Origin of the sequence: Dendronalium sp. ChiSLP03b (assembly GCF_034531165.2) — a bacterium.
Lineage (GTDB): Bacteria > Cyanobacteriota > Cyanobacteriia > Cyanobacteriales > Nostocaceae > Dendronalium > Dendronalium minutum.
Genome location: NZ_JAVRBR020000056.1, coordinates 53,346 through 77,998, shown reverse-complemented (window position 1 = coordinate 77,998; position 24,653 = coordinate 53,346). Strand labels below are relative to the sequence as shown.

Below are 24,653 nucleotides of genomic sequence, written 5' to 3'. Positions count from 1 at the left end.
GTTTTGTACCCAACAAGTTTTCCTGGTGCTGATTGCGCGGTGGAACCACGCTGATACCTTCCCGAACTCAGAGGTGAAACGCTGCTGCGGCCACGATAGTTGGAGGGTTGCCTCCCGCCACAATAGCTCTGTGCCAGGTTTTATACTAACAAACAAAAAGCCTCCTCTCTAGATGAAAGAAAGGAGGCTTTTATGATTGAGAAAGTAAAAACCTGTCATGCCATTTTCATCAAAGAATGCAATATCAAAGTCTTGAAGGAGTGACAAAGGGGCTGAAGCATTTGAGATAGGGAAATGAGACGGTTTTAAGGTAAAAAAAGATGGGTCAAGTATTCTCAACAAGACCTATCAAATGATAATACTACCTAACCCACACAGTACAAGATGCTGCAAATCTTGGTGATGCTATTACAATTTCACAAAAGCGTCACGATTGAAAAACTAGCAACGGTATTTCCCCAACCAATCAGATTTGAAAGTCGCAGACGGAGTATCCAAAGATTTTTACTACTGCCATAACTGTCAATTCAATATCTCTGGTTTCCCTTAATAAAACGATGGGTAAAAAACAACATTCGCCAAGAGGATAAAATAGTAAGATTCGCCATTGACCGTACACAGTGGCGTGAGCAAAATGTGTTTGTAATCCAGCTTAATTAATTGAACAGAAAAGGGCAATTCCTGTGTACTGGCTATGCTTACCAAAAAGAGGATGTAGTGCTCTGAGTGAGCAGAAAAAATTAATTCGTCCGTTGTTGCGGTTATTTAAGGGATATCAAATTCTCATATTAGGTGATAGAGAGTTTCATAGTGTAAAACTGGCGAACTGGTTACACAGCAAGGGAATTAGCTTTGTATCGCAATTTGGGTAAAATGGGTTTACAAAAATATGTCGGTCGTCTCCAAGAATTAAAACGCTCTTCACGACAACATAGCTCTTTTTGGATTGGTTTATATGGTCTTTTATGGGTCGGTGCAATCGAATTGCTGATTTAGCTCTTGAGTTTATGCGTTTAAAGCCCGGTAAAATACCCTATTTTCAGAAGGGTCTACGTGCTATGGCTCTTATCCAGTCTGCTTTGTAGCTTCTTTGTCACCCCGTTAGATCAAAGTCTTTAATAAATAATCCACAGTTCTGAACAAATGCTGAACAACTTTGTTCTATTGGTTCTGGTGCAACCGAGTCTGCAATTAAACAAATTGGAGCTAGGATAAAAATTTCTGGCGCACAGTGGAATGTTGATAGTAGTGTTAATCAAATCCTCTCTGTTCATTGTGCTTATCTCAATGGTTTACTTGCTATTTGAGTCTTTCTGCCCAAACTAGATGCTCTCTATTAAACTGTGTTTCGGACTGCACTCCCTGATAACTACTACTTAAAAAGTTTTAGTTGAGCGATCGCAGGTAACACATTACCAATAAGTGTATCAGCTAATCTCATGTGTAAGCGTATGTTACTATTCATCTTTAATACCTAGGATTGTCAACTAGAAAATCAAAATATTATCATTTGACTTGAATATTATTTTTGTATAAAAAAATTAGATACAATTATGCTAAACTTGATGGAATTACTTAATAATTCAAGTTGTATAACGAAAATGTGTAAATGCTCCACTTTGACATCAAGCAAGTTGCGGGTAATTACAGAGAGCAAAGTTATATTATTCATCATACAAAGCATTATCAATGGCGATGCCTTCTCTTTCAGAGACCCTACCGCGAACGGCAACCCCTACCCTTCGGGAACGGTTTCACCGAACGGTGTACGCACTTAATAAAATTTTAAATATTATTCCTATGGTAAAACTAGAATACACAGTAACTATGGAGCATACTATAACGAATGGGATATAGATAGTCGTAGATATGCATAGAAAGCTTGCCTACAAAGTAGCCGAGCTAAGGAGGATATCAAAGAAAATCAGATTAAAAAGCAGATTAAATATCATCATTATTTAGCAAACTCTCCAATGTTGAGATAAATCTAGATAGTGTGCATGAGAGATTTTCTGGAATTAACACTAGATTAGGTAAACTCTAAATTCTGCATAGCAAAAATGTGGAAAGTATATAGGAGTTATGAAAGTCCCAAAAAATTTTTCTAGAATATTAATTTAACTAGTTATTAAAATTACGTTAATAAAATCTTAATAATATGTAATAGGTAAAGTAGATATTATATTTTAATATAAAAAATTCCTTAAAAAAGATTATAGGTTGATGTTAAATTATCAGAGGTTAAAGTTTGAACAGTACTATTATCCGTAAGAAATAATAAGGAAATTGACACATGTCTAAAGATAGTTATCAGGTGAAAAATTTTTACCAAATTTTAAAGGTAAGTGCTACGAACACATCTCATAAATGCAGAGAGACTTGGGAATTTTGGCGTTTAAGCCTAGTTGAATCTGTACCTTTTTTAATTGCTTGCGCCGTATTTTTAAGTGTCATCAGCCTAAAAAGCCCTATCTTGCTTTTTTGTTTGCTATTTGGCAGTCTCATAGCAATAGTCATACATCGGATTGGACAGCAAGTTAATTTACCAAGGCAATGGCTCATACCATTACAAACCTTAGCAGTAGTCATCATCCTCAGTTTGTTTTGGTTAGACTATTTTGCAGCCCCTGCACAAGCGCAATTTTTTAAGAGAGCTGAAGATTTTTTTAAAAATAATCTCACACAAGGTACAACAACAAATACTACTGGCACTCAAGCAGCAGTTAGTTTAATCTTCAATGTGTTGCGGGCGATTTACTTACTCTATATTGCGGTTTCTTTGATTGGTGTTATCAACGCGGTACGTAAAGATGAAGATTGGCAAAGTATTGCCAGAGTTCCTTTATTGGTTGTTGTAGCTGTTACTGTTGCTGATGTACTTACGGGCTTTGTTATTGGTGATAATAGTAGGTAATCTTTACCAAGGTAAAGAAAAATTGAAAAATTAGTTATGTCTGAAAAGCAGGAACAAGAATTTCGTCCAGTTAATCAAATATTAGGAAGTCAACCATCATTAGGGCCACTTCCAGCGGATCAAATCTTTCCTTGGATAGTCATCGCTTTGACTTCCTACTTTATCATAAATGGCATTTTTGGAGGAATTTTTTCAGACGATTTTCAAAGATGGTTGTGGACAGTACTAGTAGCTGGTTGGGGAATAGCTACTTGGTGGATATTAACTGGTGGTAGGAGTTGGCGCTTTTTAAGTAAATTTATTGGAGTTCCCACTTGGACTAGAGGCTTTGCTCGTTATCAAAGCTTGCTGGAAGTTAACCATGAAGCAAAAAATCGGAAAAAAAAGCATCGGCATCGCAGGTCAAGAAACAAGATTAACACCATTTGAAGATGCTCTACATTTAGCAACAATGCTACGCATCTCGCTAAATGGACGAGATATTGGTGCTTACATTTTGACCAAAGGAACCCAAAGAGATAGGTTTTGCTTCGTTTTTGGTTTTGAATGTCGGGGCATTCATACCACCTTAAGAGATGAACAAATAGATACTATATTTAATAATATTGAATCTGGTTTAAAAGATATTCCTGAAGGTGAAAGACTAACATTGCACATGGGGTCTTTTAGTTCAGACAAACAACGCCAACAAGAACTAGCAGACTTAGTAAAGCGTACACCATCACGGGATATTAAATATTTGTTGATGGCAGAACGAGCTAGAACAAAAGAACTTAGTAGTTCTGGTATTCGCAAGCCAAAATTTTTGCGACTTTATGTTACTTACACTATTGAACCAAATTCTACCAATGCTGACGATTGGATAGAAAAGCTGTTAAGTAGAGCGGAATTGTGGTGGTTGAAATTCAAAGGTGAGCTTGCAGAGATTGAAAACCAGCGCATTGAAGCTATTATTACAAATGCTTACCAACAAGGTTTTTCTCGTTGGGAGCAGCTTTTATCTAACAAAATGGGGTTAGATATCAAGCCTTTAAATGCTAACGAACTCTGGGGAGATATTTGGCGAAGATTTAATGATACACAGCCAATAGAGATTCCCCAATTAATCCATTTAGATGAAAATGGACTACACGAACAAGTTTCTTCGGACTTAGCTAGTACCAAATTACTCATAGAGAATATCCATAGTACAACTTTACTGATGGAGTCTAATATACCTACTGCCGATCGCCGCTGGATTAATGTTAAGAATAGTTACATTGGGGCACTAACATTTCTAGAAAAACCTGGTGGTTGGCCGAATAAATTTGCTCAACTGCGCTATTTTTGGGAACTGCTGGCTAGAGAAACAGTAGTAGATACAGAGATTTTTTGTCAGTTAACTGCGGCAAATCCAACCTTAGTGAAAACTACTTTACAAAGAGTGTTGAAGCAGTCAAATATGACAGCTATTCTGGCTCAAGAAAAAAGCAGAACTATTGATGTCAACGCTCAATTAAAGTTAAAGAAATCAGTAGCTGCACAAGAACAATTATACGAAGGTGCAGTACCTATTTATACAGGTATTGCTATTTTTGTGCATCGTCCCAGTCCAGAAAAATTAGATGAAGCCACAAGATATATTGAAAATTGTTTTCAACGCCCAGCACAGGTGATCAGGGAAACAGAGTATACCTGGAAGATTTGGTTACAATCTTTACCAATAGTCTGGGAGGGTTTGATGGTAAAACCCTTTAATCGACGACAGCTGTATTTAACTAGTGAAGTTCCAGGATTAATGCCTTTAGTACTAACTAAAGCAGGTGATAGCCACGGTTTTGAGTTGATTTCCGAAGAAGGAGGAACACCCGTACATCTAGATTTGTTTAACCAACACAAAAACTTAGCGCTGTTTGCGACAACTCGTGCTGGTAAATCAGTATTGGTGTCAGGAATTTTAACTCAGGCTTTAGCACATGGCATTCCTGTAGTAGCATTGGACTTTCCCAAACCAGATGGTACATCTACATTTACCGACTATACAGAGTTTATGGAAGGAAATGGGGCGTATTTTGATATTTCCAAACAATCAAATAACTTGTTTGAACAGCCAGATTTGCGATCGCTCTCTCCAGAAGAACAACGCGATCGGATGCTGGATTATACGGCCTTCCTAGAATCAGCCTTAATGACCATGGTTTTAGGCTCGTCTAGTGAAAATCAACTACTAGCGCAAACTGTGCGTTCCCTACTCAACTTGGCTTTAAGAGCCTTCTTTACTGATGAAGGTATCAAAGAGCGATATCGTCAGGCAATAGCAGGAGGATTTGGTAGTGAGGCTTGGCAGAAAACCCCGACTTTAAGAGACTTTCTCTATTTCTGCTCGCCAGAACATTTGCTATTAGATTCTATGAGTGGCAGAGTTGAAGATGCTCTTAGTCAAATTCATTTACGCTTACAATTTTGGCTTTCTAGTCGCGTGGGACAATCCATTTCTGCACCATCTAGCTTTCCCACCGACGCACAACTTTTGGTTTTTGCTCTCAGAAATCTAGCAGATAACGAAGATGCCGCAGTACTATCTTTGAGTGCTTATTCAGCAGCACTACGACGTGCATTAAGTAGTCCAGCTTCCATATTCTTCATTGATGAGGCACCAATTCTATTTGAATTTGACCAAATTTCTGATTTAGTTGGCAGAATTTGTGCAAACGGTGCCAAAGCTGGCATTAGGGTTATTCTATCAGCGCAAGACCCTGACACAATCGCTAAATCTAAAGCAGCATCTAAAATTTTACAAAACTTGACAACACGATTGATAGGACGTATTCAGCCAGTCGCGGTAGATAGTTTTATCAACATCTTGAAATATCCCCGCCAAATTATTTCTCGGAATGCCACAGAAAGCTTTTTTCCTCGCAAAGAAGGCGTTTACAGCCAATGGTTGCTAGATGACAATGGCATTTATACTTTCTGTCGCTATTATCCAGGTTATGAACAATTGGCGGTAGTTGCGAACAATCCTAATGAACAAGCTGCACGTAAACAAGCAATGCAGCGTTACAGCGATAAATACGAAGCGATTTCTGCATTTGCCCGTCAGTTAGTGGCTTCGTTGCGGGGTAGTTGAGAAGAGAGGTAACTAGTCAATATTTAATAGAATTTAAAAAATGATACACAATGTTACTCACGTTATTTCAGGTACAGATTCATGCAAAAAACTACCTTTTTGACAATTGCTTTATCATTCTTAGTCGTCTTACCAGCAATGGCACAATTAGGTCAAGTTTGGACTGATTTTCAATCCTACTCTGTGGATTTGCAAAACTATCTGAGCAATAATCTTAGCGACACTTTAAAGCCTCTAGAGATTAGGACTCAAAGTTCTCTGAGTGGTGCTACAGGAGAATTGAAAATACCTAACCCTATTGCTGCTGGACAACAAATTCAGGATGATATAACGCTCTACTCCATATCAGATAAATTTGAGAATAATCCAGCGGTTAGAGGAACGTCAGTTGGTAATGAAATCAATCGGTTGCTTACTCGTGGTTCTGTGGTAGGTTTAATGGGTGTAAATGGACAAGTACGATTGAAAGCCAAATTGCAAAATACTCAGACAACCCTGAAAAATATCGAGGAAGTAGTCAAGAATGCTGAGGAAAATAACCAAAGCATAATTAATGATATTCTTGGTAAAATTCCTGGAATTAAGGAAGCTGCCGATCGAGTAACAGCACAGGCAAATGCAAGTCAAATTAATTTGCAGTTGCAAAGTATAAGAATTCAAGGAGATCAATCAAAAATTATCAGTGAAACGCTTGCTCAGACAGTACAAACAAACCAGTTTTTACAATACTCTAACTTAAATTTAGCAAATATTTCTCAGCAAATAGAAGAGTCGAATCGTGCGCGGAGAGTAGATTCATCAACAGAAGCAGCACGACTTTTACGCACTGCTTCTCAAATGGATTTATTTGGGAGAAACCCAGACAATTAATATTCATCGATTTTTACATCTACCTTTCTTGTTAGAGAAAGCCCGATCGATCAAAATGCAGATTTATAACTGGCAAATATTTGCTCAACTTGGCATCAATGATACCCTCAATAATGGTACTAGAACTGCTAGAAGTATTGCTGAAAGTTGGGATAATCAATGGCTGGATTTATTACAAACAAACACCAGTAATAACTTATATGGCTCGCTGACAAATCTGGGTGTGTTTTTCGCAGTAGGAACTCTACTGTTTTTTATGGTTCAATGGCTGAAAGATTTAATATATAGTGAATATTCTCGTCCAATATCAGCTTTTATTTGGCCTTTTGTGGTTGTCTTACTATTAAGTAACTCTGGAAATGGCAGTATACTTTCTAATCTGACATTAGGGGTAAGAAATTTTATCAATAATGTGAATCAACAAGTAGTGACTACAGCTGATGCCAACCAAACTTATCAGCAAGCGGTGAGTATGAGTGTTGCGGAAGAAGTAGCTGGTTCGTTACTTCGTCCTTGTCAGTCACTTAGTGGCGAACAACAAACCCAATGCTTTGCCAAAGCCAGCGACCAAATCGACGATCTCTGGCAGGAATATAGAAATTTATATGGAAATAAAACTTGGATAGATCGGCTAGAAAATCAGGTAAATCAAATTAGGTTTGGTACAGGAATTATCTCAGATACTACGTTTAATGCTTTCTTGGGTAATACTGTACAAACTACTATTAAAAACTTTTTCTTTTCCTTACAATATGCTTTTCAAAATTTAATAGAAGCTACTATGTTGCTGATAGCGGCGTTAGGGCCACTGGCTGTCGGTGGGTCTTTGCTTCCCGTAACCGGAAAACCCATTTTTGCTTGGCTGACGGGGTTTTTATCTGCTGGAATTGCCAAGATTTCATTCAATATTGTTGCTGTGTTGACTGCCACAGTAATTGTGAATGGGCCAGCACAAGATTATAATGCCAATCCAGACTTGATGTGGTTCATAATTTTTCTGGGAATTTTAGCACCACTTTTATCTTTGATAGTAGCTGGTGCAGGAGGCTTTGCAGTTTTCAATGCTATTAGTAATACGGCTTCATTGGTAAGAGACAGAATATAAGTTGGTAGCAGGTTAGATAAGCAGTTTTAGTTGTGGGATGAGAAAATGGTTAATTTACTCAAGAAAAAACAACAACGAACCGGAAGTGTTTTGACAACCTTTGCGATCGCTACTTTTAGTTTGCATCTATTGGTGTTAATCTTATTCATTTCCCAAGGATTGCAGATTCGCCAACTTAGTCTGAGAAAACCGCCGAGTTTTGTACAGATGATAGATGGTAAACCAATAGCAGCTACTGATGATTTAGCAAGAGATCCCGAAGCAATTCGGCAATTTATCAGTAAAACGATGACATCAATGTTTAACTGGTCTGGAACTCTCCCACCAAAAAACTTTGAAGAAGTCACAAAACCTTTGCCAGATCCAGGAATACTCGTTAAAACATCACAAGGAGGTAGCCAAAAAGTTACTACTAGTAGTTGGGTAGCAAGTTTTGCCTTATCAGAAGATTTTCGTAAAGGTTTTTTAAGTGCGATCGCCCAAATCACACCACCAGAAATTTTTGCAACCAATCCCAATCAAGCTATGTCAGCACAGTTAATTATCAAGCGGATTTATCCTCCCAAACAAATTGCACCAGGTAAGTGGCGAGTGGGAATGGTAGCTGACATAATTCAAAAAAAACGAAGTGATAATAGAACAAAAATCACTACTTTTAATAAAGATTTACTAGTTCAAGCAGTAGATTCTTTTGCTTATCCCCTAGACGAAAATAGTACCAACCTGCAAAAAGCAATTTATAGCAACCGTACTGACAAATTAGAAATTTATGAAATTCGGAATCTGTGTTTACTAGATGAATATAGTAACTTGACTGAAGAACAATTAAAGCAATGTACTAATAGAAACAAGTCTGACAATTTTTTAAGATGAATTTTTAATTTGTGATTTTGTAATTTATATGCTGACTGATTGAATTTTACTCAGCACTGAAATTTATGCAAATACTAAAACCAGAAAATAATAAAAAAAGTAGTATTTTACCACTTTTAGCTGTAGGAACATTTAGCTTACACATATTTACCTTACTATTACTAATGTTTCACGGGTCTTTGCTACAGGATTTACGTCGCCAACTGACACCTCAAAGTTTGGTACAACTCGTTGATGGTCGAGCAATTACTGTAGACCCCAAACCAAGTTTTGAGCGAAATCCAGAGACAATTCGCCACTTTGTAGGTGAAACCATGACCCTTATGCTTACGTGGTCGCAGCAACAGCCACCAAAAACAATCTGGGCAATTAGTTCGCAACTATTAACCAATGATTTGCAGCCAAAATTTCAAGCAGAAATTACAAATTTAACTTCAGCTGCACAGTTTGAAAATATTAATATCAATAGAGGAACTGAATATATATTAGTAGTCAAAAAAATTTCTCAACCAATCGCAATAGGCAATGGCAGATGGAAAGTAGAGATACTTGCGAATCAATTAACTTTTAGTGGCTATGACAATCTAGGAACGTCAACTCCGTTTAATAAACAAATTTTAGTTGAAGCAATAGATGAACAAGCTGCTTCACTGCCTGATACTGCACCACTGCCTTGGCATTTTGCAGCTTACCGTCTTGGCGAGGCCAAGCTAAAAATTTACAATATATGTGCAATAACAGATAAAAATTGTTCTTGAAATTTAAACCAAGCTATACACCATGACTTCATATTCAATTCCTTCAGAAGTTACTCCCAAAAATCTAGATACACTAACCAACAGGAATTCCCAAATAGAAGATTGGGAATCCAAGATGGCAAGATTAGTGGGCTTGCAAGAAGAATCACCAACTGTTGATGTCGCAAATGAAGAATCAGCAGAATCAGCTAGCTTGCAGTCGCCGATTTCTCAACCCCAAGAAATTTCCACCGAGCAATCCCTCTCATCGAATCCCTTCGCTAAGTTAGCCTTGGTGGGCAGTGCTACGTTGGTTATAGTTATGTTAGCTGGCGTGTTCTTATCACAAATGATGAGTAGTACCAGCAATCAAAAGTCAGTCAAGAGTCCTCTAGTTTCCTCAGCAGCCCCATCGCAACCAACAAGTTTATCCCGCCAGCAAGGTCTAGAACTGGAAGTAGAAAATCTCAAAACGAAATTAGCCCTTGCTGAACAAGCACAGGCAATGACCGTAGCACAACAAAATCTCAGAACTGGACAAACAACTCGAGAAGTTATTGCTCAACCAACTCCACAGGTAGGAACCTCCACTGCTGACAGAGATAGATTGAGGATGGCACAGCAAACAGTACCGACACCTGTGCGAACAGTTTATGTACCTCGGATAGTCACAGTTGAACGCAGAGTTGAAAACCCCTCTTCTCAAACACAAAACCCTATCGCTGCCATACCATCAGCACCCCCAATACCAGTTGTGAACCCGAACGCAAAACCATCCCCACCCGATCCCCTTCAGGAGTGGGCAAGGTTAGCGAAATTGGGTAGCTATGGTGAAGTGTCTGCCACTAGTCAATCTAATTCTCAACCTCAAAACAATGCTAATGTGCCATCACAGACAATCAATCCCGATCCTAATCAACCACCACAACCACCACAACCACCAAATTCTGTAGTCAGTCAAGCACAATCGCAAAGCTCGAAATCTGTAAGAGTAGGGACTAGTGCTAAAGCGGTGTTGGCAACGGCTGTATTTGGAGAAACTACTAGATCGAGGAATAATGACAAAGACTCAGAGGAAGGCAAAAATGTCTTTGTTGTGCGGTTGAAACAACCACTAAAAGCTGTGGATGGTTCGATCGCTTTACCTGCAAACACAGAGTTGCTAACTCAAGTTGCTGCAATCTCCGAACAAGGCTTGTTGCAGCTAGATGTGGTTAAAGTTGTCTCGCAAAATAATGGGAACCTTTCAGAGACTAGCTTACCCAGTAATGCAATTATTATTCGCGGGACTCAAGGTAAACCTTTAATGGCAAGTAAATTTCCCAATTCATCTCGCTCCATAGCAGGAATGGATGCAGGATTATTCGTTTTGGGAGGTATAGGTAAAGCAGCAGAGTTATTTAATCGTTCTGATACCAAAATACAATGTGTTCCAAATACTATTGTTAATAGTAATAATGACAATTCTGGTAATACTAGTTATGGTAGTTCTTGCTATCAGGTTACTGACACTAGACGCAATATTGCGGCTGGGATTTTCGAAGGTGGTTTGAACTCTCTAGTTCCTCAAATTTCGCAACGCAATCAACAAGCGATCGCTCAAATGATGCAACAAACTAATGTTTGGTTTATGCCAGCTGGCAAAGAAGTTGAAATCTATGTCAATCAATCAATACAGTTTTAGGAGTCTGTATTGATTGACCTCCAAAGACGATCAATCCAAAATCGGTTGACTTTCTACCCATTTTTTGTTTGCAGCCATGAAATACATTAATTTTGTTGGAAAAACCCCAGATTCTTCTCATTTATTACCTCTGGCTTCCTTAATTTTTACGGCTGCAATATTACTTTTGGGCGATCGCGTCTTGGCTAATGCTGTCCTTCGTTCCATGTTTTCCTGCCAAGCACAGGGTTTAGGGGGAGTAGTACCTACTCTCCCAGTTTCCTATCAGCAAGGTACAAACTTAAGCTTTATTCCTTCTGGAGAAGTAATTAAAAAAGTTTGGTTAAATGACCCATCGCAAGTAACTATGGACTTTGACGGCCCAATGTGTATGCAATTTGGGCCAGAACAAAACATGAATACAGGAGATTGTAAAAACTCAGCAGCAAATGTAATTCAACTCAGACGGATTCAAAAACTAAAAATTCCTGGTTTGCCCAACATGGAAAATACACTTTTAACAGTGATTACTGAAGGGCAAGGTAAAACCAAGCTGTATACTTTTAAATTGCTATACCAAAAAGCTGCCCCTGAATACCATACTTTGGCAATTTACGCCGATCCCCCTTCTGCTGGCGATAAACCATCTTGTGTGAGAGAACCTCGGTGAAGAGGATTGGTGAAGAAGAATAAATATTTCTCTATACCCTTTACACCCAGTTTCAATAGGTCACTAACTTATTTCTCCACCTTTTGTTAAAGACTTAGCTCTGGAAAGAAAACCCAATTTTTTAGAAATTAATAGGAGGCAAGTCAAATGTGAAAAATGTAGAAAACCGTTTAGTGTTTTAATTGTTAGTGTTGCATAAAAAGTACTGAATAACCAGAAAATCAGATAGTTAGGATAGCAAATTAGAACGCTTGTTCATAGGTATTTAGTTCTATAAGTTAATACTAATACGAATGAAAATTGATAACTTTAACAAAGCTTTCGCCGACCCTTTTGGCAAGCATTACAGGCAGAAGTTTTAGGCTCAAAGTCAATACAGCCGATCGCTTGCTCGGAACCAGCTTTAATAGGGTGTACAGTACATTTGAGGCGGTAGTCGTTGGTAAAATATTCACAAGCGTGACAAGGAATTTGATGCAATATTTTTAAATAATTTGTCCCTTTTTTAAAGGTTAACCAGATACTCCAGCCAAATAAAATAATTATTGTCAAAACACAGAAAGCAGCAAAAATTGTAGCTTGCATTGTTTATCCTCATATGAAATCCAAAAAGTGCCTGCTGTTAACTGCTTTTTACGGCAGATACTGGACATTATTTAGCTAGATTTGAGCAAAACTAAATTAACTATGTAACTTGAGACTAGTTTTTTTCCAAAGATGCTTTGCGATCGGAATATTTTTGATGATTCTTTTTAGTTTGGCTGTGAATGATGTTAAATTTATGGACGCGATCGCTATCTCTTCCATAGCAGTCCTAAATTATTTGTGAAAATCTCTCTTTATACCCAACTTCAGCAACGCCAAATTTTGCTTAAACTTTCAGGTAAGAACAAACTGAATCCGATTGACGCAGAGATTGCCAAAAGTCAAGTATCTGTTCTGCTACCAGAGTCGGCTGGAAGAAGTGAAAAAAATGCCGTCCCTCTTGACATTCCCAGTAGCGATCGCCTTCCATCAAATAAGGTCGCCATCCTAGCAAAGCATCTGGTTCTACGATGATATCGTCAGTGCTACCACAAACCATGAATGGCACAGGTACTCGACAGGTTGGCACGCTTAACTTTTTAAATAAAGAGTGAGGTGACAGCGAGCAATCTAAATCTCGTTCCAAGACACTTTCTAGACACTTAACGGTGTCTTCATTTTGATAGCCAAAGAGGTTGTACACCATTGCAGTGAGAATCTTTTGCCGACTCAAGAACGGGCAATGGGTATAGTAATGAGCTTGCCAGTCAAGAGCTGCATCAGCACCCACAGCTAATAAAGTTAAAGATTTAACTTTTTCTGGATATCGACGCGTGTATAGTAGCCCTAATAATCCTCCCGTGCTGTGACCGATTAAATGCACTGGTTGATTGCTTAATTGGAGATAATTATCTAGCAATAGGATTGCAGCATTTAAACAACTTGCTTCATCCTGACTTTGAATATATTCCCACTGAGCAATAGTTATATGATGTGATAGTTCACCTAAAAACGGTTGAGCCAACCATAACAAACTAGGGCTTGTATTCAACCAAATGACATCTGGCTGTTTAGACATTTGTTTTTCCGAAAAGTAGAACAATTTTTGATATATTTTGCTTTTATTAGCTGTGTAGAGAATACTTGTAAAGACGTAATATATTACGTCTTTACAGAATGCTTACTAAGTTGCTACATGACTAAATAGAATTGATAGCAATTCCAGCAAATAAAGCAACACTAGTTAATAGCAGATAAGCAAAGATTACTCCACCAATCCCACCAATTAGAAAGCCGTCAGTAAACTGACTCCATCTCTCAGTAGAATTGAGAGTCTGTGGTACACGGGGAACTATTGCAACCGCTGCCGAACGTGGATAGATTTCTTGCTGTCTTTCAAAGCTGGTAGTGCCATAAATTGAAAAAGCAATTGTCAGGATGAGAATCAAACTGCCTGCGGCTAGTAAACCGACTAAGTTACCCGCATCAGAATTGCCTAATAAACCTAATGAACCTAATGTCGCAAAGGGGCCAACTAGCCAATAACCATGAGCCATACCAATTTCCAATCCCCGCGCCAAAGGAGATATACCAGGGCGGTAAATTGGCAAGTATTTGAGAAACTTCAGCGTCAAATCAGAAGAGTTAACTAAGCTTGCTTGATTACTTTGGCGCTCTACCCGTGGCGGTTGAACCATGTCACCATTTTTAAAATCAAATCCGCCTTCAATAGCTCGGGCGCGCAGCGCGTGCCAAATGTGACCTAACAGAAATATCAGCGCCAGGACAAAATGGAAAGTTACCAACCAACCACGCGCAGAAACTATACCAGTGGAAGTTTCTATCGCTTTAACCGGGCCATAGAAAACTTCGGGATAGACGGTGTTATTTACTGCCGCAAAGTATGCTGCCAAAAAGCCCATATATGCCACAGCACCAATGCTGTAAGACAGATACGCTTCTCCTGAGTAAATTAAAACTCGTCGCGCCCAGGCAAATGGCTTAGTCAAGATGTGGAAAATACCACCGCCAAGTAGCAGCAAACCGACCCAGATGTGACCGCCGACAACATCTTCCAAGTTATCAACATCTGCCATTCCATCCGATCCCCAAACCCCAAATAGGTAGCCAAAGATCCGGAGTGGGTTGAGCGTCGGATGATTGATTATCCTTACGTCTCCACCGCCAGCAGCCCAAGGGTCAAATAGTCCACCCCAAAATATCGCCTTGGCAACTAAAGCCCAAGCACCCAAACCTAGCAATACTAAGTGAATGCCCAGGATTGTCGTCATCTTGTCCTTGTCTTTCCAGTCATAGCCAAAAAAGCCAGCCCAAGTAGGATTATCTTCTAACACCTCTGGCCCTAGCAGAGAGTGGTAAATACCACCAGCCGCCAGAATAACTGATGGTATTAGATGCAAGACGCTGATTACGAAGTAGGGATAGGTGCTAATAACTTGCCCACCAGCACCGACACCAAAACCCAAAGTTGCTAGATGCGGCAGTATGATTAACCCTTGCTCATACATTGGCACATTCGGGTTGAAGCGCGATAGTTCAAACAGCGTCATCCCTCCAGCCCATAACAAAATCAATGCACAATGGGCAACATGAGCGCCTAATAATTTCCCTGATAAATTACTCAGACGAAAGTTACCAGCCCACCAGCCAACATCAGGTATTTGTTGTTTATATGGGCTATCTTCAATTACTGCTGTCATTTCTGGTACTCCTTGAGAAAAATTTGCAAGTTTTTTGAGCTTTTACTTGAAGACAATTGCAAATATATTGCATTAAATGAATCTAGCTAATTGGTTGTGGAATTATCGCTTCCTGACTCACCCTACCTTTACGAAAATCGAATCCACGCGCCCGCAAAGCGTGCCAGATATGACCTTGGAGAAAGAAGAAAGCTAGCCAAAAGTGAGTATTAGCTAACCAAGTCCGAGCAGTTACAAGGTCAGGGTCAGGTGATGAAAAGTACGGCACGATATTCTGCCTAACCACGAGCGCCGGCCCATAAAAAACTTCCGGATAAACAGTGGTGTTTACTGATACAAAGAGAGTTGCAATAAAGCCCATCAATGCCAAAGCACCCAGACTGTAAGAAAGGTAAGCTTCTCCAGACCAAACAAATAGTGGATGCGTCCAACTAAAAGACTTAGTTGCTATGTGGAAAAGTCCACCAATAATCAATATCGCACCAACCCAAATGTGTCCACCAACCACGTCTTCTAGGTTGTCAACGCCAGCAATCCAGAATTTACTAATTGCGCCAAATAGATAACCAAAAATCACACCTGGGTTTAATGTCGGACTCGTAATTACCCGCACATTTTCAACATTTGGGTCGTACAAACCACCAAAGTACATTGCTTTGGCGACTAACAAGAATGCACCACAACCTAGTAAAACCAGGTGAATACCAAGGATTGTGGTCATTTTGCCCGTATCTGCCCAATCGTAGCCAAAAAAAGGAACTTTGCCCTCTAATTTTTTGGGACCACGTAGGGAATGAAAGATTCCTCCAAAGCCTAGAAAAGCTGAGGAAATCAAATGCAAAGCTCCAATTACGAAATAGGGATAAGTATCCAAAACTGCACCATCTGCACCTACACCCCAACCTTCAGCAGCTAGGTGAGGTAGCAAAATTAAGCCTTGTTCGTACATTGGTTTTGCTGGATTAAAATGGGCTAGCTCAAATAAAGTCATGGCTCCTGCCCAGAAAACTATCAGACCAGCATGAGCAACATGAGCGCCTAGTAATTTTCCTGATAAGTTAGTGAGCCTTGCGTTACCAGCCCACCAAGGCGAGTCGGCAAGGTCTTGCTCCACTGACAGCGGACTTGTAGAAGTTGTCATTTTGCACCTATAGCTTGTTGAGAATATTATTCAACAACTTTAGACAACAGTCTACACTATAATTCAAATTAATGAAATAAAATCTCATTAAAAGAGGAATTCAGAATACAGGTATCCCCTCAGTGGTTTGGGGTGACAACTATTACGGTAGCCATGACCAACCGAAGGGATTGAGGTAAGATTTATCGCAAATATATAGTCGCCAGAGACGGGATTGTTCCAGTTTTAGAAATGTGCGGTCGCACATACTCAGAAAAGCTGATTCCCAATTTACGAGTAGTAGCAACAAGAGATATAAAAGTTTCCCAAGCTTTAGTACCCAAAGTTGTCTACATCACCTGTAGCTAAAATAATTGGGTCTTAGTGACTAAACAGGCTACCTAGAGTATTGTTTTGTTCAATACGGAAGTTAGTACCACTATAAAAACGAACATCACTACTGACTGGATGATTTGAGTACAAAACCATATCCCTATCGAAAAAAAGCCACTGGCTTGATGGTTGAGGGTAAAAATATCAACTTTGGTTTCACCTTGCACTACCATTTTACCGCCAGCGATCGCCCGGAATGTTTGTTGAGAATTATCTCGAATTTGTAATGTATCTTGTGCTTGCAGTGTTAAGTTGCTTTGAATGTTTCTATTTGTTCAGTTAGAGAACGAACATGTTTGTCGTCTGGCGGTAATTTACCTGTTAGCTTATCGGCAAAGTCCTCAAGGATTGACCGATAGTATTGCTAAAGTTTTCCTGGAAGAATTGGTTTGGTCGCAACATCATCCAAGCTGATGCTGGTCAGCAATTTTCTCCACTCTGCCTCAAGTGCCTCATCTTGAGGATTTTTCTGACGTAGTTGTGCCAGCGTTGTTAGTGCTTCGTGCCAAATTCCATTTTGGGCATAGATGGCAAACTGTTGTAGAGGCGTTGCTGTTTTTAGCTGTTTGGTAATTGCTTGGTTGAGGTTGACTCGTTTGATTACGCCTTCAACGTAGATGGGGGGCGATGGCTGTTGTTGCTTACAGTTAACATTCAAAAACCAACGATATTGTTTGTCTACTGTCAACTGGAGAGCGTTAGCAGGTAGAGAAATACCAATAACTCCCGGTCGTTCTGGTAGGACGATCGCTTTCTGGTATATTGGATTTCTCTGTTGGTCTTGCAACACAAATTCAGTTGCATAGGCAGAATTGTTGGCATATGGCACATAGAACCATAAAGTTGGGTTTGTTTCTGTTGTCAATCCCCAGACATTTGTTACCCGTTTAGAAACATCTTCAGTAAAGGGCACTAGGGCAGTGAGTGTAGGATTGGCTGATGAACACGTATCCCGCCTAGCTCCTCCACGGACGCGACCTCCTGGAGGGTCATCTGAAGGAGGTTGCGGCCAAGAAGAGGGTGCAGTTTGAGCAATTGCTGTACTGCGAGCAGAAGACAACGGTGCTGGTGTTGCTAGTACTAAAGTCTGACTAGCTACGAAACCTGTATAGCTAAGGGCTAATGCTAAAAATAGTTTCATAGGTTATAAACTCTATTTCACAAAATTACTGCTGAGATTCAAGGTATACCATTTTGAATTTTAGATTTTATACCAATTCGTAATTCGTGAGGCAGTCTGGTGAAGCACTTGCTGTCTTGGCGGTTTCCGTCGATAGCAAAGTGCTGTTAGCGCAAAGTTAGCGACGTTAGGAGCGTCACCCGAAGGGTCTTGGTGGTTCCCCAAACAGGAACTGCCGTTAGCGCAGCGTTAGCGAGCTTGCGAGCGTCACCCGGAGGGTAATTCGTGACGAAGTCGGAGTCTTGGTGGTTCGGTCGAGTCCTCGCCCAAGAGGCGATGCTAAAAGCGAAGGAGCGTCACCCGAAGGCTAATTCATAACAGTAGCTGACGAGTAAATGCTACGCGTCTATATTAAAAAAATATTCTCACTACTCAAATAGAATTGCTAAAGAATCTGGCTAAGTTCTAGATATTTTGTCTGCTTAATTTTAAATTTCGCAATTTGATGGTTCCTGTAACGCCAACTGTCACTACTAACGATAAAGCCGACGGTACAAATGGTACCCAAACACCCGCAATTAACAAACTCAAGCAGAATAAATACAGAACGCTAGAAGTAATACCAACTGCCAATGCTAATTTTGGGAAAAAACACCATTGCCAAGCAACTATACCCCCTACCACAGCCCAACCCCAAATCCAGATTGCCTCAGCCCACGGTGACCAAACCTGCAACAACGGACGCTCATCCAAGACAGCACTGATAATCTGGCTGACCATCTGCGCTTGTACAAGTACTCCTGGCATTTGTTCGTCTAACGTAGTTCCGTATGGCGTAGCCCAGTAGTCGGGAAAATCTCCCTTTGCTGTTACACCAATCAGCACAATTCGGTTTTTGATTGCTCTGGGGTTGACTGGATTAGATAAAAGCTGCGTTAACGATACCTTTTCAGCAATGTTCTTAGAGGAGCGGTAATTAAGTAAGATTTGACCGCTATTGGCATCAATACCTTGATAACCACCAGTACGAGGCGACAGACGTTGAAAAACTGTACTACCTAGCTGCAAATTCGCTTTGGGATCTTTAGAAGTAAACTGTGGTTGAATTCCTAAAGAGGCTAGATAATGAAATGCTAGTTGTGTGCTGAATGCATAAGAAGCAGAACACAACGATGCGGTTTCCGGAGTCATGAACATGAGATGCCGACGCACCACCCCATCACCATCGTGAAGGAAGTCACTGAATCCCAAGCGCTCTTTGGGAATTTCTGGGGGCGGTTCAATGCCTTTAACACCTGCTGATGTATCACTTCCCTTGCATACCCCAACCAAATTATCAGTTCGTCGCAGACGATTAATTAAATCTTGCTGTTTGGCAGGAAAATCACGGTAGATATCTAAGCCGATGGTTTTGGGTTGATACTGTTCGAGTTTTGCTAGTAGTTTATTGAGAGATTTTTCCGAGATGGAAGTTCCTTTAAGGATCTCACCATCATTGTTCCGTTGATTTGCTATGTCTTCATCGTCAATTGTCACTACTAGCAGGCGACGATCTGGCCCCTCATCAGGACGCGATCGCATCATCTGGTCGAAAGCTTGTAACTCACTAGCTTGTAGTCCGCCTAAAAACCTTACTCCACAGACAAAGGCAGTCATGGCCAGACTAGAGAAAAAAGCTACATTGAATCCGCGTTTGCGGAACGGATTGGACGGTATATCTTTCTTTTTGGTATGTTTTAGCTCCTGCCAAGTAAGTGGTATCTGGGCTGGATTTTGGCAAATCACTGGCAACCAAGTTGCACAGGGAAATTTATCTTCGATTCCTTGCAATCGTTCCCGTGCTTGTCGCACTGCTTGGTATAAAGATTCACCACCAGCAAAACTTTCAATAAAATACTTCAAGAACTCTTGGGCTACTTGGTCTGGAACAGGTTCGCGCATGAAAATTACCTGCGGTATTAACAAATCAGCTAATTCCCGTGCCAGTCCTAACCCATCACAAGAGTTGAATATTGCTAATTGTAAGCCCCGTTCAATGGCTGTTCTGAGGGCGTACTTTAACTCGCTAATACTAAGGCTATCAGTTCTATTTAAGTAGATCCGGCCACTGCTATGATTCCCCTGACTGGAACTATGTCCGGCGAAGAACAAAATGTCCCAATTTTTCCCCCAAAGATAGTCGTTCAATTCTTTGCGCTGTGGTTCTACCAGGAAACTGACATCTGCATCGGGGCACTTTTGCAAGATAGCTTGGTCAGCTTGGGTATCAATTCCTTGACTATTACCCACAATTGCCAAGATGTTGACTACTGGGTTTGGGGCGCGTGGCTTGAGAATGCGATCGTAGGTTGGCGATGAAAGCGCAATTTCAGCTTTAGGATAGCGTTCCAATAAATCCCACAGATGCCAGGGCAGTCTTTGCAATTGACTATTTTCTGATTGCAAAATCACTCGCACTTCTTCTGCGGGCAACAATCTCTCCAGCCATTTCTCTCGTAAGGGGCGAAACTCTTCTGCTTTCAGCCAGGTGTTAAAGCGTGCCCGCAAAATATGGCCCATACTTTGGCAGTCTTGGGTAAACGATACATTCGTCACTTGTATTTTTTCAGCATCCAAGCGGTAACGGTTGCCCAATTGTAGATAGCTAGATTGCCAACGGGCGTAGTACAGGGGCATTTCGGCACATGGCGGTAACTTCCCTGTAATTTCTGTTGAGGGGCGATCGCTTTCTTCACCTATCTGGAGAGTTACAGGAAATCCCAACTCGAAACTACCGTCTCCGAATTTTAGAACCACTAACTTAGCCATGACCGTCGCTTTGCTCTAATTCAAAATCCCCAAAGTTCTCACGCCTGCGGCAAGCCGCTTTTAGGCGTTTCCGCAGAGTAGTCACTGTTTTGACTTCTTTCAAACTGCAAAATTCTCACGAATTAAGCTGGAATTTTTAATTTTGAATTGTTATTTTAATTACCTTGTATCGATTACTAATAACCAACAAAACCTGAAAATCTGCTTTAAATCACAAAGTGTTCTGTAATACTCATATCATCCAATGATACCCGAACGCTAAAGCGTTCCTGGATTTCACCTCTAAATTGCAACTGAATATAGTTGTCTGCACTTCTAGCTTGGGCTTCTAGAAATATCGTTCCCGCTTCATCTAGGACTATGAGTTGTACTCCTGTCGGCAAATAAATTTGATTACCTGTGGAGTGTAATTGTAAACGAATACTAGTTTGTCGATCGGCTTCAGGGCTGATTTCTACAACCAACATTACGGGTCGATCGACTATTTGGATGCCCAAATCAATCAGTTTTGCTCGTCTTGTAATTGTTTCTGGTTGGTTAAAAGATGTTTCTTCCAAAGTTATAGCACTCCGAAAGGCGTAAGCTGGTTTACTTTCCAGCAAGTTCCACAAAGATTCAACAGTTTGCCAGCCAGCCTCAAATTGATTGGTAAGCCATTGGCTCAAGTTCACTAAAGCATTGGTTGGAGAAGTTCTTAATTGCCCTAAGTAATCAATTAATGCTTCTAGAGGTTGTAGTTGACTTAAAGATAATACTTCAGTTGTGACATTGTTAATAAACCCTAATATTCTTGCTTCTTGGAGCGATTCATCAACTTGTACTACTACATAACCCACTCGTTCTTCCCAAGTTTCTGCTGGGATGTAACATGCTGGCTCGTGCAAACGCACAGGACGGCACTCCAGACGACCAACTGAGGGCACCTGCAAGTCAGCGACATTGGCACAGAGGCGCATCACAGGGTTCCAACTATCACTAGCTGTTAGGTCAGTGGGAATTTCCATCATCTGTAAATAATCATTCATCACCAATACAGCTAGTGTATTCAGCTGAACTTGCTCTGCTTTTTCGGCAGTAGGTTGTTGGTTGGCAAACTGCTGAGCTGTAAAGCGAACCGTTTGAGAAATTGGTAATAGTAATGCGGAATCGTCTAACTTCTGAGTAGTGTTCATAATTTAATCCCCAGCGATTAATGCTCCTATTTAAGATATCGCCCGCATTCACTAAATTTATGCCATATGTTCGTAAAAAGTCAGAAAAAGTAGTAAAGGGGAATGTTGACTTTAGTCAAAAATTACAACCAATTACCAACTAAGACATAGGCAGACCAAAAACAGGGTGCGTTGTAGTTAGGATGTCGCAGCAGTTTGAGCTGGGCCTGGCGGAGAGCTTCGGCTTTGGTGATTTCGTTGCCCTGAAGTTCTCGATAGAATTCACCAACAAATAAGGCTGTTGATTCATCATCAATCTGCCATAGGGATGCCAGAGTACTGCGTGCCCCCGCTCTTACTGCTGCTCCTGCTAGACCAAGGGTTGCACGGTTGTCTCCAGCAGCTGTCTGACAGGCACTCAAAAATAACAGTTCTACTGCTCCCGGACGGCTTTCATCCCGACCGCGGAGAAGAATGTTGAAATCCCTGACTTTGATCGGACCACTGGCAGCCAAAATAAAGGTGTTTTCAGCGCGAGAACTAAACTGACCGTGAGTTGCCAGATGCACTACATTGAATGGAACTGTGTTGACTTTGTTTTCCAGTGCCTTGCGGGTGAAATCCTTATCTAGCAGACTGGTTGTGGATACTCCGGCGCTGGCAATGAGGTTGATTTCAGACTTGATGGCAGGCAATGGCCCAAAGTTGGGAAAGTCTGGTGGGGGCTGAGTTAGCCCAGCAGTTAATGCTCTGAGTTGTTGTCTCATCAATCGTTTGGGGTTTTGGAGTTGCAGACCAACGCTCAGAGCGATCGCATATTTTTCCACCAAGTATTTTTTGCCGTCGTAGAGAGCTGCCATTGGTAAATTACGTAACGAGCCATCCAGCACAAATACTAATGTATTCACTTTACTCTTTGCCAATTGTGACTCAATCGGTTGGATCAGCCAGTTGTAAACTTGTTGCGACTGATTTTTGATGGCGTTAGTCGCAGCGGGATTGACAAGGGTTTTTCGCAGTTGAGTGAGAACTTCCTCTACTTCTGTTTGGGAAATTTTGGTACTGTAATGCTGTAGGTTTTGTTTGGGAATTTTAACAATTACCTGAAGTTCTTCGGGCAAAATAATTGGGTAAAGGATGGCAGTGGGATTTTCTTGGTTTGCGACTCGATCGAGTGGCACACTTTCACCTTGCAAACAAGCTTCTTGGAAAAAGTTATCTAATTCTGCTAACTGCAATGCCTCAATCCGCTGGCGTGCTTTATCTAAAAGTTTATCCAGGTTTCCGTCTGGAGATTGCAGCAGTAACTCTACTGACTCTCGATACACTGGTTCAACACTATCTCGAAAGTTAAATTGCACATCTTGATTAACCGCTACTAAGTCATTGCGGAGAGACTTAAGACTTTCTACCGCAGCATCATAAGCTGCGATCGCTCCCTTAATATCTTTTTGTGCCCGCAGCAATTTGCCTAACTGCCACTCCAAACGATAGGCAATGTCTTGTGCATTACTCGTCTGAGCTAAGACTAATCCCTGCTGAGTGAGACTCTGCGCTTTTGACAACTGTTGGGTCTTTTGGTATAAACTACCAAAACTCAAAAGTGCATAAGCTTCTGCTCGTTTATCGCCTAAACTACGGGATTGTTGAACGGTAGTTTCTAAGAGTTGAGCAATTTGTTCGGGGCTGAAGACTGGGAACTGGGGAGACTTTCTGTCCCGATCCCCAATACTTAATTTCATTAAACTTTGTGCAAAGTTAATTTGGGCATAGATAGCAGCACGACTGGGAGGAAGTTGCTGGAGTTGGGATTGAATCGATGACAATAGAGATTGCACTGTTAATGGTTGCTCCCGATCCTGGATGAGCAGGCTGAGGAGATTGAGTTGTGCCTGAACTTTTACCAAGGGAGAGGAGGAGATTTGAATTGTTTGTTGATAGTAATTAATCGCCTGTTTTCTTTGCTGCTGTGTTCGGGCATAGTTTCCCAAACTGAAAAGACTTGCTGCAATATGAGGCTGAGATTTTAGGTTCTCAGCAATCATCAGACTTCTATTTAAAGCATCTTGAGACTCTTCTAAATTCCCTGCCACTAATTGGGCATCACCGAGCGATCGCAACGCCACTGCTTTTTCTATTGAGTCTGGTTGAGATTGTAACTGCCGATCTACTTCTTTGAGGATTTTGACGGCACGAGTGTAAAAACCTTTAGTTCGCCACGCTTGTGCTTGATTAATCTGCGATCGCACCACACCATTATGATTTTTTGCTTGCTTGTAAATTTCTGCTGTCTGCTGCCAAGTTGCTAACGCTTCTTCTGCTTCCCCCATTGCAAGTTGCAAACGACCTTGAATATCCAATGATTGAGCTAATACTTGCCAATTTTGCTTTTTATTACTTGCCCTCAGCAGATTCAAGCTACCTGTAATTGCCTGCTTTGCTTCAGTCCATGCACCCAGTTGTTGGTAAGCCAGAGATAAATTGCTCAAAGTTATAGCTAATCTTAGGTTATCCTCTTGTTGCTTATATTTCTCTGCCGCCTGTTGCAATACTTGCACTGCTTCGGCAAAACGTCCAGCATCATATAACATTTTGCCTTGTTCTAGGAGTGAGACAGAGACAGTATTAATAATAGTTGTATTTGCTGGTTGATATGAAGAGTTGATTGCATTAGGAACTTTTGCCAGCACGGGTGAACTGAGGATGCACAGCAAAGTTATCAGAAAATACAAAGACAAATGTAATAAAGTCTTGACTTTTGCCTTTCGTTTTCTATTGTTTGTAGAATTTTGGTAATAAATCCTAGTTATTTTAGTCATGAATATGGCAAGAAGCAGGGGGCAAGCGAACAGGGAAATAATTAATTAATGACTAA

19 protein-coding genes, 1 rRNA gene and 1 pseudogene are annotated in these 24,653 nt (G+C 40.6%); 13 read left to right on the top strand and 8 right to left on the bottom strand.

The annotated features are described in order from the left end of the window. The first annotated feature begins 21 nt into the window (after positions 1-21). The 12 genes and pseudogenes from rrf to RMY31_RS14440 all read left to right on the top strand — a co-directional run bounded on the left by rrf (position 22) and on the right by RMY31_RS14440 (position 11,941). Positions 22-139, top strand: a 5S ribosomal RNA gene (gene rrf, locus RMY31_RS14495). Positions 140-852: 713 nt separating this feature from the next. Beyond that, positions 853-996, top strand: a complete 144-nt coding sequence (locus RMY31_RS14490; protein ID WP_409877950.1) for a hypothetical protein — start codon at positions 853-855, stop codon at positions 994-996. Positions 997-1,145: 149 nt separating this feature from the next. Next, positions 1,146-1,307 (top strand): annotated as a pseudogene (locus RMY31_RS14485) (ISKra4 family transposase); the annotation flags it as partial. 986 nt (positions 1,308-2,293) lie between these two features. After that, a complete protein-coding gene (locus RMY31_RS14480; RefSeq protein ID WP_322658911.1) occupies positions 2,294-2,914 on the top strand; it encodes a hypothetical protein in 621 nt (206 codons plus the stop codon). Between the two features lie 36 nt (positions 2,915-2,950). Continuing rightward, a complete protein-coding gene (locus RMY31_RS14475; protein WP_322658910.1) occupies positions 2,951-3,343 on the top strand; it encodes a hypothetical protein in 393 nt (130 codons plus the stop codon). Then, positions 3,276-6,023, top strand: a complete 2,748-nt coding sequence (locus tag RMY31_RS14470; RefSeq protein ID WP_322658909.1) for a hypothetical protein — start codon at positions 3,276-3,278, stop codon at positions 6,021-6,023. Before RMY31_RS14475 ends, RMY31_RS14470 begins: the two co-directional genes overlap by 68 nt. A gap of 81 nt (positions 6,024-6,104) precedes the next feature. Further along, entirely contained in the window at positions 6,105-6,893 is a 789-nt protein-coding gene (locus RMY31_RS14465; RefSeq protein WP_322658908.1) for a hypothetical protein, read from the top strand. A gap of 55 nt (positions 6,894-6,948) precedes the next feature. Next, a complete protein-coding gene (locus RMY31_RS14460; protein ID WP_322658907.1) occupies positions 6,949-7,998 on the top strand; it encodes a hypothetical protein in 1,050 nt (349 codons plus the stop codon). Between the two features lie 45 nt (positions 7,999-8,043). Further along, positions 8,044-8,871, top strand: a complete 828-nt coding sequence (locus tag RMY31_RS14455) for a hypothetical protein (protein WP_322658906.1) — start codon at positions 8,044-8,046, stop codon at positions 8,869-8,871. Positions 8,872-8,936: 65 nt separating this feature from the next. Beyond that, positions 8,937-9,629 (top strand): hypothetical protein, encoded by a 693-nt coding sequence (locus tag RMY31_RS14450; protein WP_322658905.1) that lies wholly within the window; start codon positions 8,937-8,939, stop codon positions 9,627-9,629. Between the two features lie 22 nt (positions 9,630-9,651). After that, entirely contained in the window at positions 9,652-11,292 is a 1,641-nt protein-coding gene (locus tag RMY31_RS14445; protein ID WP_322658904.1) for a TrbI/VirB10 family protein, read from the top strand. A gap of 76 nt (positions 11,293-11,368) precedes the next feature. After that, a complete protein-coding gene (locus RMY31_RS14440) occupies positions 11,369-11,941 on the top strand; it encodes a hypothetical protein (RefSeq protein WP_322658903.1) in 573 nt (190 codons plus the stop codon). A gap of 309 nt (positions 11,942-12,250) precedes the next feature. Here RMY31_RS14440 and RMY31_RS14435 read toward each other — a convergent pair whose 3' ends face one another. The 4 genes from RMY31_RS14435 to RMY31_RS14420 all read right to left on the bottom strand — a co-directional run bounded on the left by RMY31_RS14435 (position 12,251) and on the right by RMY31_RS14420 (position 16,327). Then, complete coding sequence (locus tag RMY31_RS14435) at positions 12,251-12,526, bottom strand: hypothetical protein (protein WP_322658902.1); 276 nt, start codon at positions 12,524-12,526, stop codon at positions 12,251-12,253. Between the two features lie 286 nt (positions 12,527-12,812). Continuing rightward, on the bottom strand, positions 12,813-13,544 hold the full coding sequence (locus RMY31_RS14430; RefSeq protein WP_322658901.1) for an alpha/beta hydrolase: 732 nt from the start codon (positions 13,542-13,544) through the stop codon (positions 12,813-12,815). Between the two features lie 121 nt (positions 13,545-13,665). Then, the gene (locus tag RMY31_RS14425) at positions 13,666-15,186 is read right to left on the bottom strand and encodes a chlorophyll a/b binding light-harvesting protein (protein WP_322658900.1); all 1,521 of its coding nucleotides are present in this window, start codon (positions 15,184-15,186) and stop codon (positions 13,666-13,668) included. Positions 15,187-15,268: 82 nt separating this feature from the next. Further along, positions 15,269-16,327, bottom strand: coding sequence for a chlorophyll a/b binding light-harvesting protein (locus tag RMY31_RS14420; RefSeq protein ID WP_322658899.1), 1,059 nt, complete (start codon positions 16,325-16,327; stop codon positions 15,269-15,271). A 452-nt stretch (positions 16,328-16,779) separates the two neighbouring features. Between RMY31_RS14420 and RMY31_RS14415 the strand changes: the two genes are divergently transcribed. Next, positions 16,780-16,926, top strand: a complete 147-nt coding sequence (locus RMY31_RS14415) for a hypothetical protein (protein ID WP_322658898.1) — start codon at positions 16,780-16,782, stop codon at positions 16,924-16,926. Positions 16,927-17,063: 137 nt separating this feature from the next. Here the strand turns inward: RMY31_RS14415 and RMY31_RS14410 are convergent, their stop codons facing one another. The 4 genes from RMY31_RS14410 to RMY31_RS14395 form a co-directional block, all read right to left on the bottom strand. Further along, the gene (locus tag RMY31_RS14410; protein WP_322658897.1) at positions 17,064-17,840 is read right to left on the bottom strand and encodes a DUF928 domain-containing protein; all 777 of its coding nucleotides are present in this window, start codon (positions 17,838-17,840) and stop codon (positions 17,064-17,066) included. Positions 17,841-18,284: 444 nt separating this feature from the next. Continuing rightward, complete coding sequence (locus RMY31_RS14405) at positions 18,285-20,627, bottom strand: CHASE2 domain-containing protein (RefSeq protein ID WP_322658896.1); 2,343 nt, start codon at positions 20,625-20,627, stop codon at positions 18,285-18,287. 206 nt (positions 20,628-20,833) lie between these two features. Then, positions 20,834-21,802: a DUF1822 family protein gene (locus tag RMY31_RS14400; protein WP_322658917.1), complete on the bottom strand. Its 969-nt coding sequence runs from the start codon at positions 21,800-21,802 to the stop codon at positions 20,834-20,836. A 119-nt stretch (positions 21,803-21,921) separates the two neighbouring features. After that, positions 21,922-24,597: a CHAT domain-containing protein gene (locus tag RMY31_RS14395; RefSeq protein ID WP_322658895.1), complete on the bottom strand. Its 2,676-nt coding sequence runs from the start codon at positions 24,595-24,597 to the stop codon at positions 21,922-21,924. Positions 24,598-24,653 lie beyond the last annotated feature (56 nt).

What these genes read in the sequence shown, in the direction of transcription:
- RMY31_RS14480 (WP_322658911.1), top strand. Translation starts at nt 2,294, where the DNA reads ATGTCTAAAGATAGTTATCAGGTGAAAAATTTTTACCAAATTTTAAAG.
- RMY31_RS14475 (WP_322658910.1), top strand. Translation starts at nt 2,951, where the DNA reads ATGTCTGAAAAGCAGGAACAAGAATTTCGTCCAGTTAATCAAATATTA.
- RMY31_RS14470 (WP_322658909.1), top strand. Translation starts at nt 3,276, where the DNA reads ATGAAGCAAAAAATCGGAAAAAAAAGCATCGGCATCGCAGGTCAAGAA.
- RMY31_RS14465 (WP_322658908.1), top strand. Translation starts at nt 6,105, where the DNA reads ATGCAAAAAACTACCTTTTTGACAATTGCTTTATCATTCTTAGTCGTC.
- RMY31_RS14460 (WP_322658907.1), top strand. Translation starts at nt 6,949, where the DNA reads ATGCAGATTTATAACTGGCAAATATTTGCTCAACTTGGCATCAATGAT.
- RMY31_RS14455 (WP_322658906.1), top strand. Translation starts at nt 8,044, where the DNA reads ATGGTTAATTTACTCAAGAAAAAACAACAACGAACCGGAAGTGTTTTG.
- RMY31_RS14450 (WP_322658905.1), top strand. Translation starts at nt 8,937, where the DNA reads ATGCAAATACTAAAACCAGAAAATAATAAAAAAAGTAGTATTTTACCA.
- RMY31_RS14445 (WP_322658904.1), top strand. Translation starts at nt 9,652, where the DNA reads ATGACTTCATATTCAATTCCTTCAGAAGTTACTCCCAAAAATCTAGAT.
- RMY31_RS14440 (WP_322658903.1), top strand. Translation starts at nt 11,369, where the DNA reads ATGAAATACATTAATTTTGTTGGAAAAACCCCAGATTCTTCTCATTTA.
- RMY31_RS14435 (WP_322658902.1), bottom strand. Translation starts at nt 12,526, where the DNA reads ATGCAAGCTACAATTTTTGCTGCTTTCTGTGTTTTGACAATAATTATT.
- RMY31_RS14430 (WP_322658901.1), bottom strand. Translation starts at nt 13,544, where the DNA reads ATGTCTAAACAGCCAGATGTCATTTGGTTGAATACAAGCCCTAGTTTG.
- RMY31_RS14425 (WP_322658900.1), bottom strand. Translation starts at nt 15,186, where the DNA reads ATGACAGCAGTAATTGAAGATAGCCCATATAAACAACAAATACCTGAT.
- RMY31_RS14420 (WP_322658899.1), bottom strand. Translation starts at nt 16,327, where the DNA reads ATGACAACTTCTACAAGTCCGCTGTCAGTGGAGCAAGACCTTGCCGAC.
- RMY31_RS14410 (WP_322658897.1), bottom strand. Translation starts at nt 17,840, where the DNA reads ATGAAACTATTTTTAGCATTAGCCCTTAGCTATACAGGTTTCGTAGCT.
- RMY31_RS14405 (WP_322658896.1), bottom strand. Translation starts at nt 20,627, where the DNA reads ATGGCTAAGTTAGTGGTTCTAAAATTCGGAGACGGTAGTTTCGAGTTG.
- RMY31_RS14395 (WP_322658895.1), bottom strand. Translation starts at nt 24,597, where the DNA reads ATGACTAAAATAACTAGGATTTATTACCAAAATTCTACAAACAATAGA.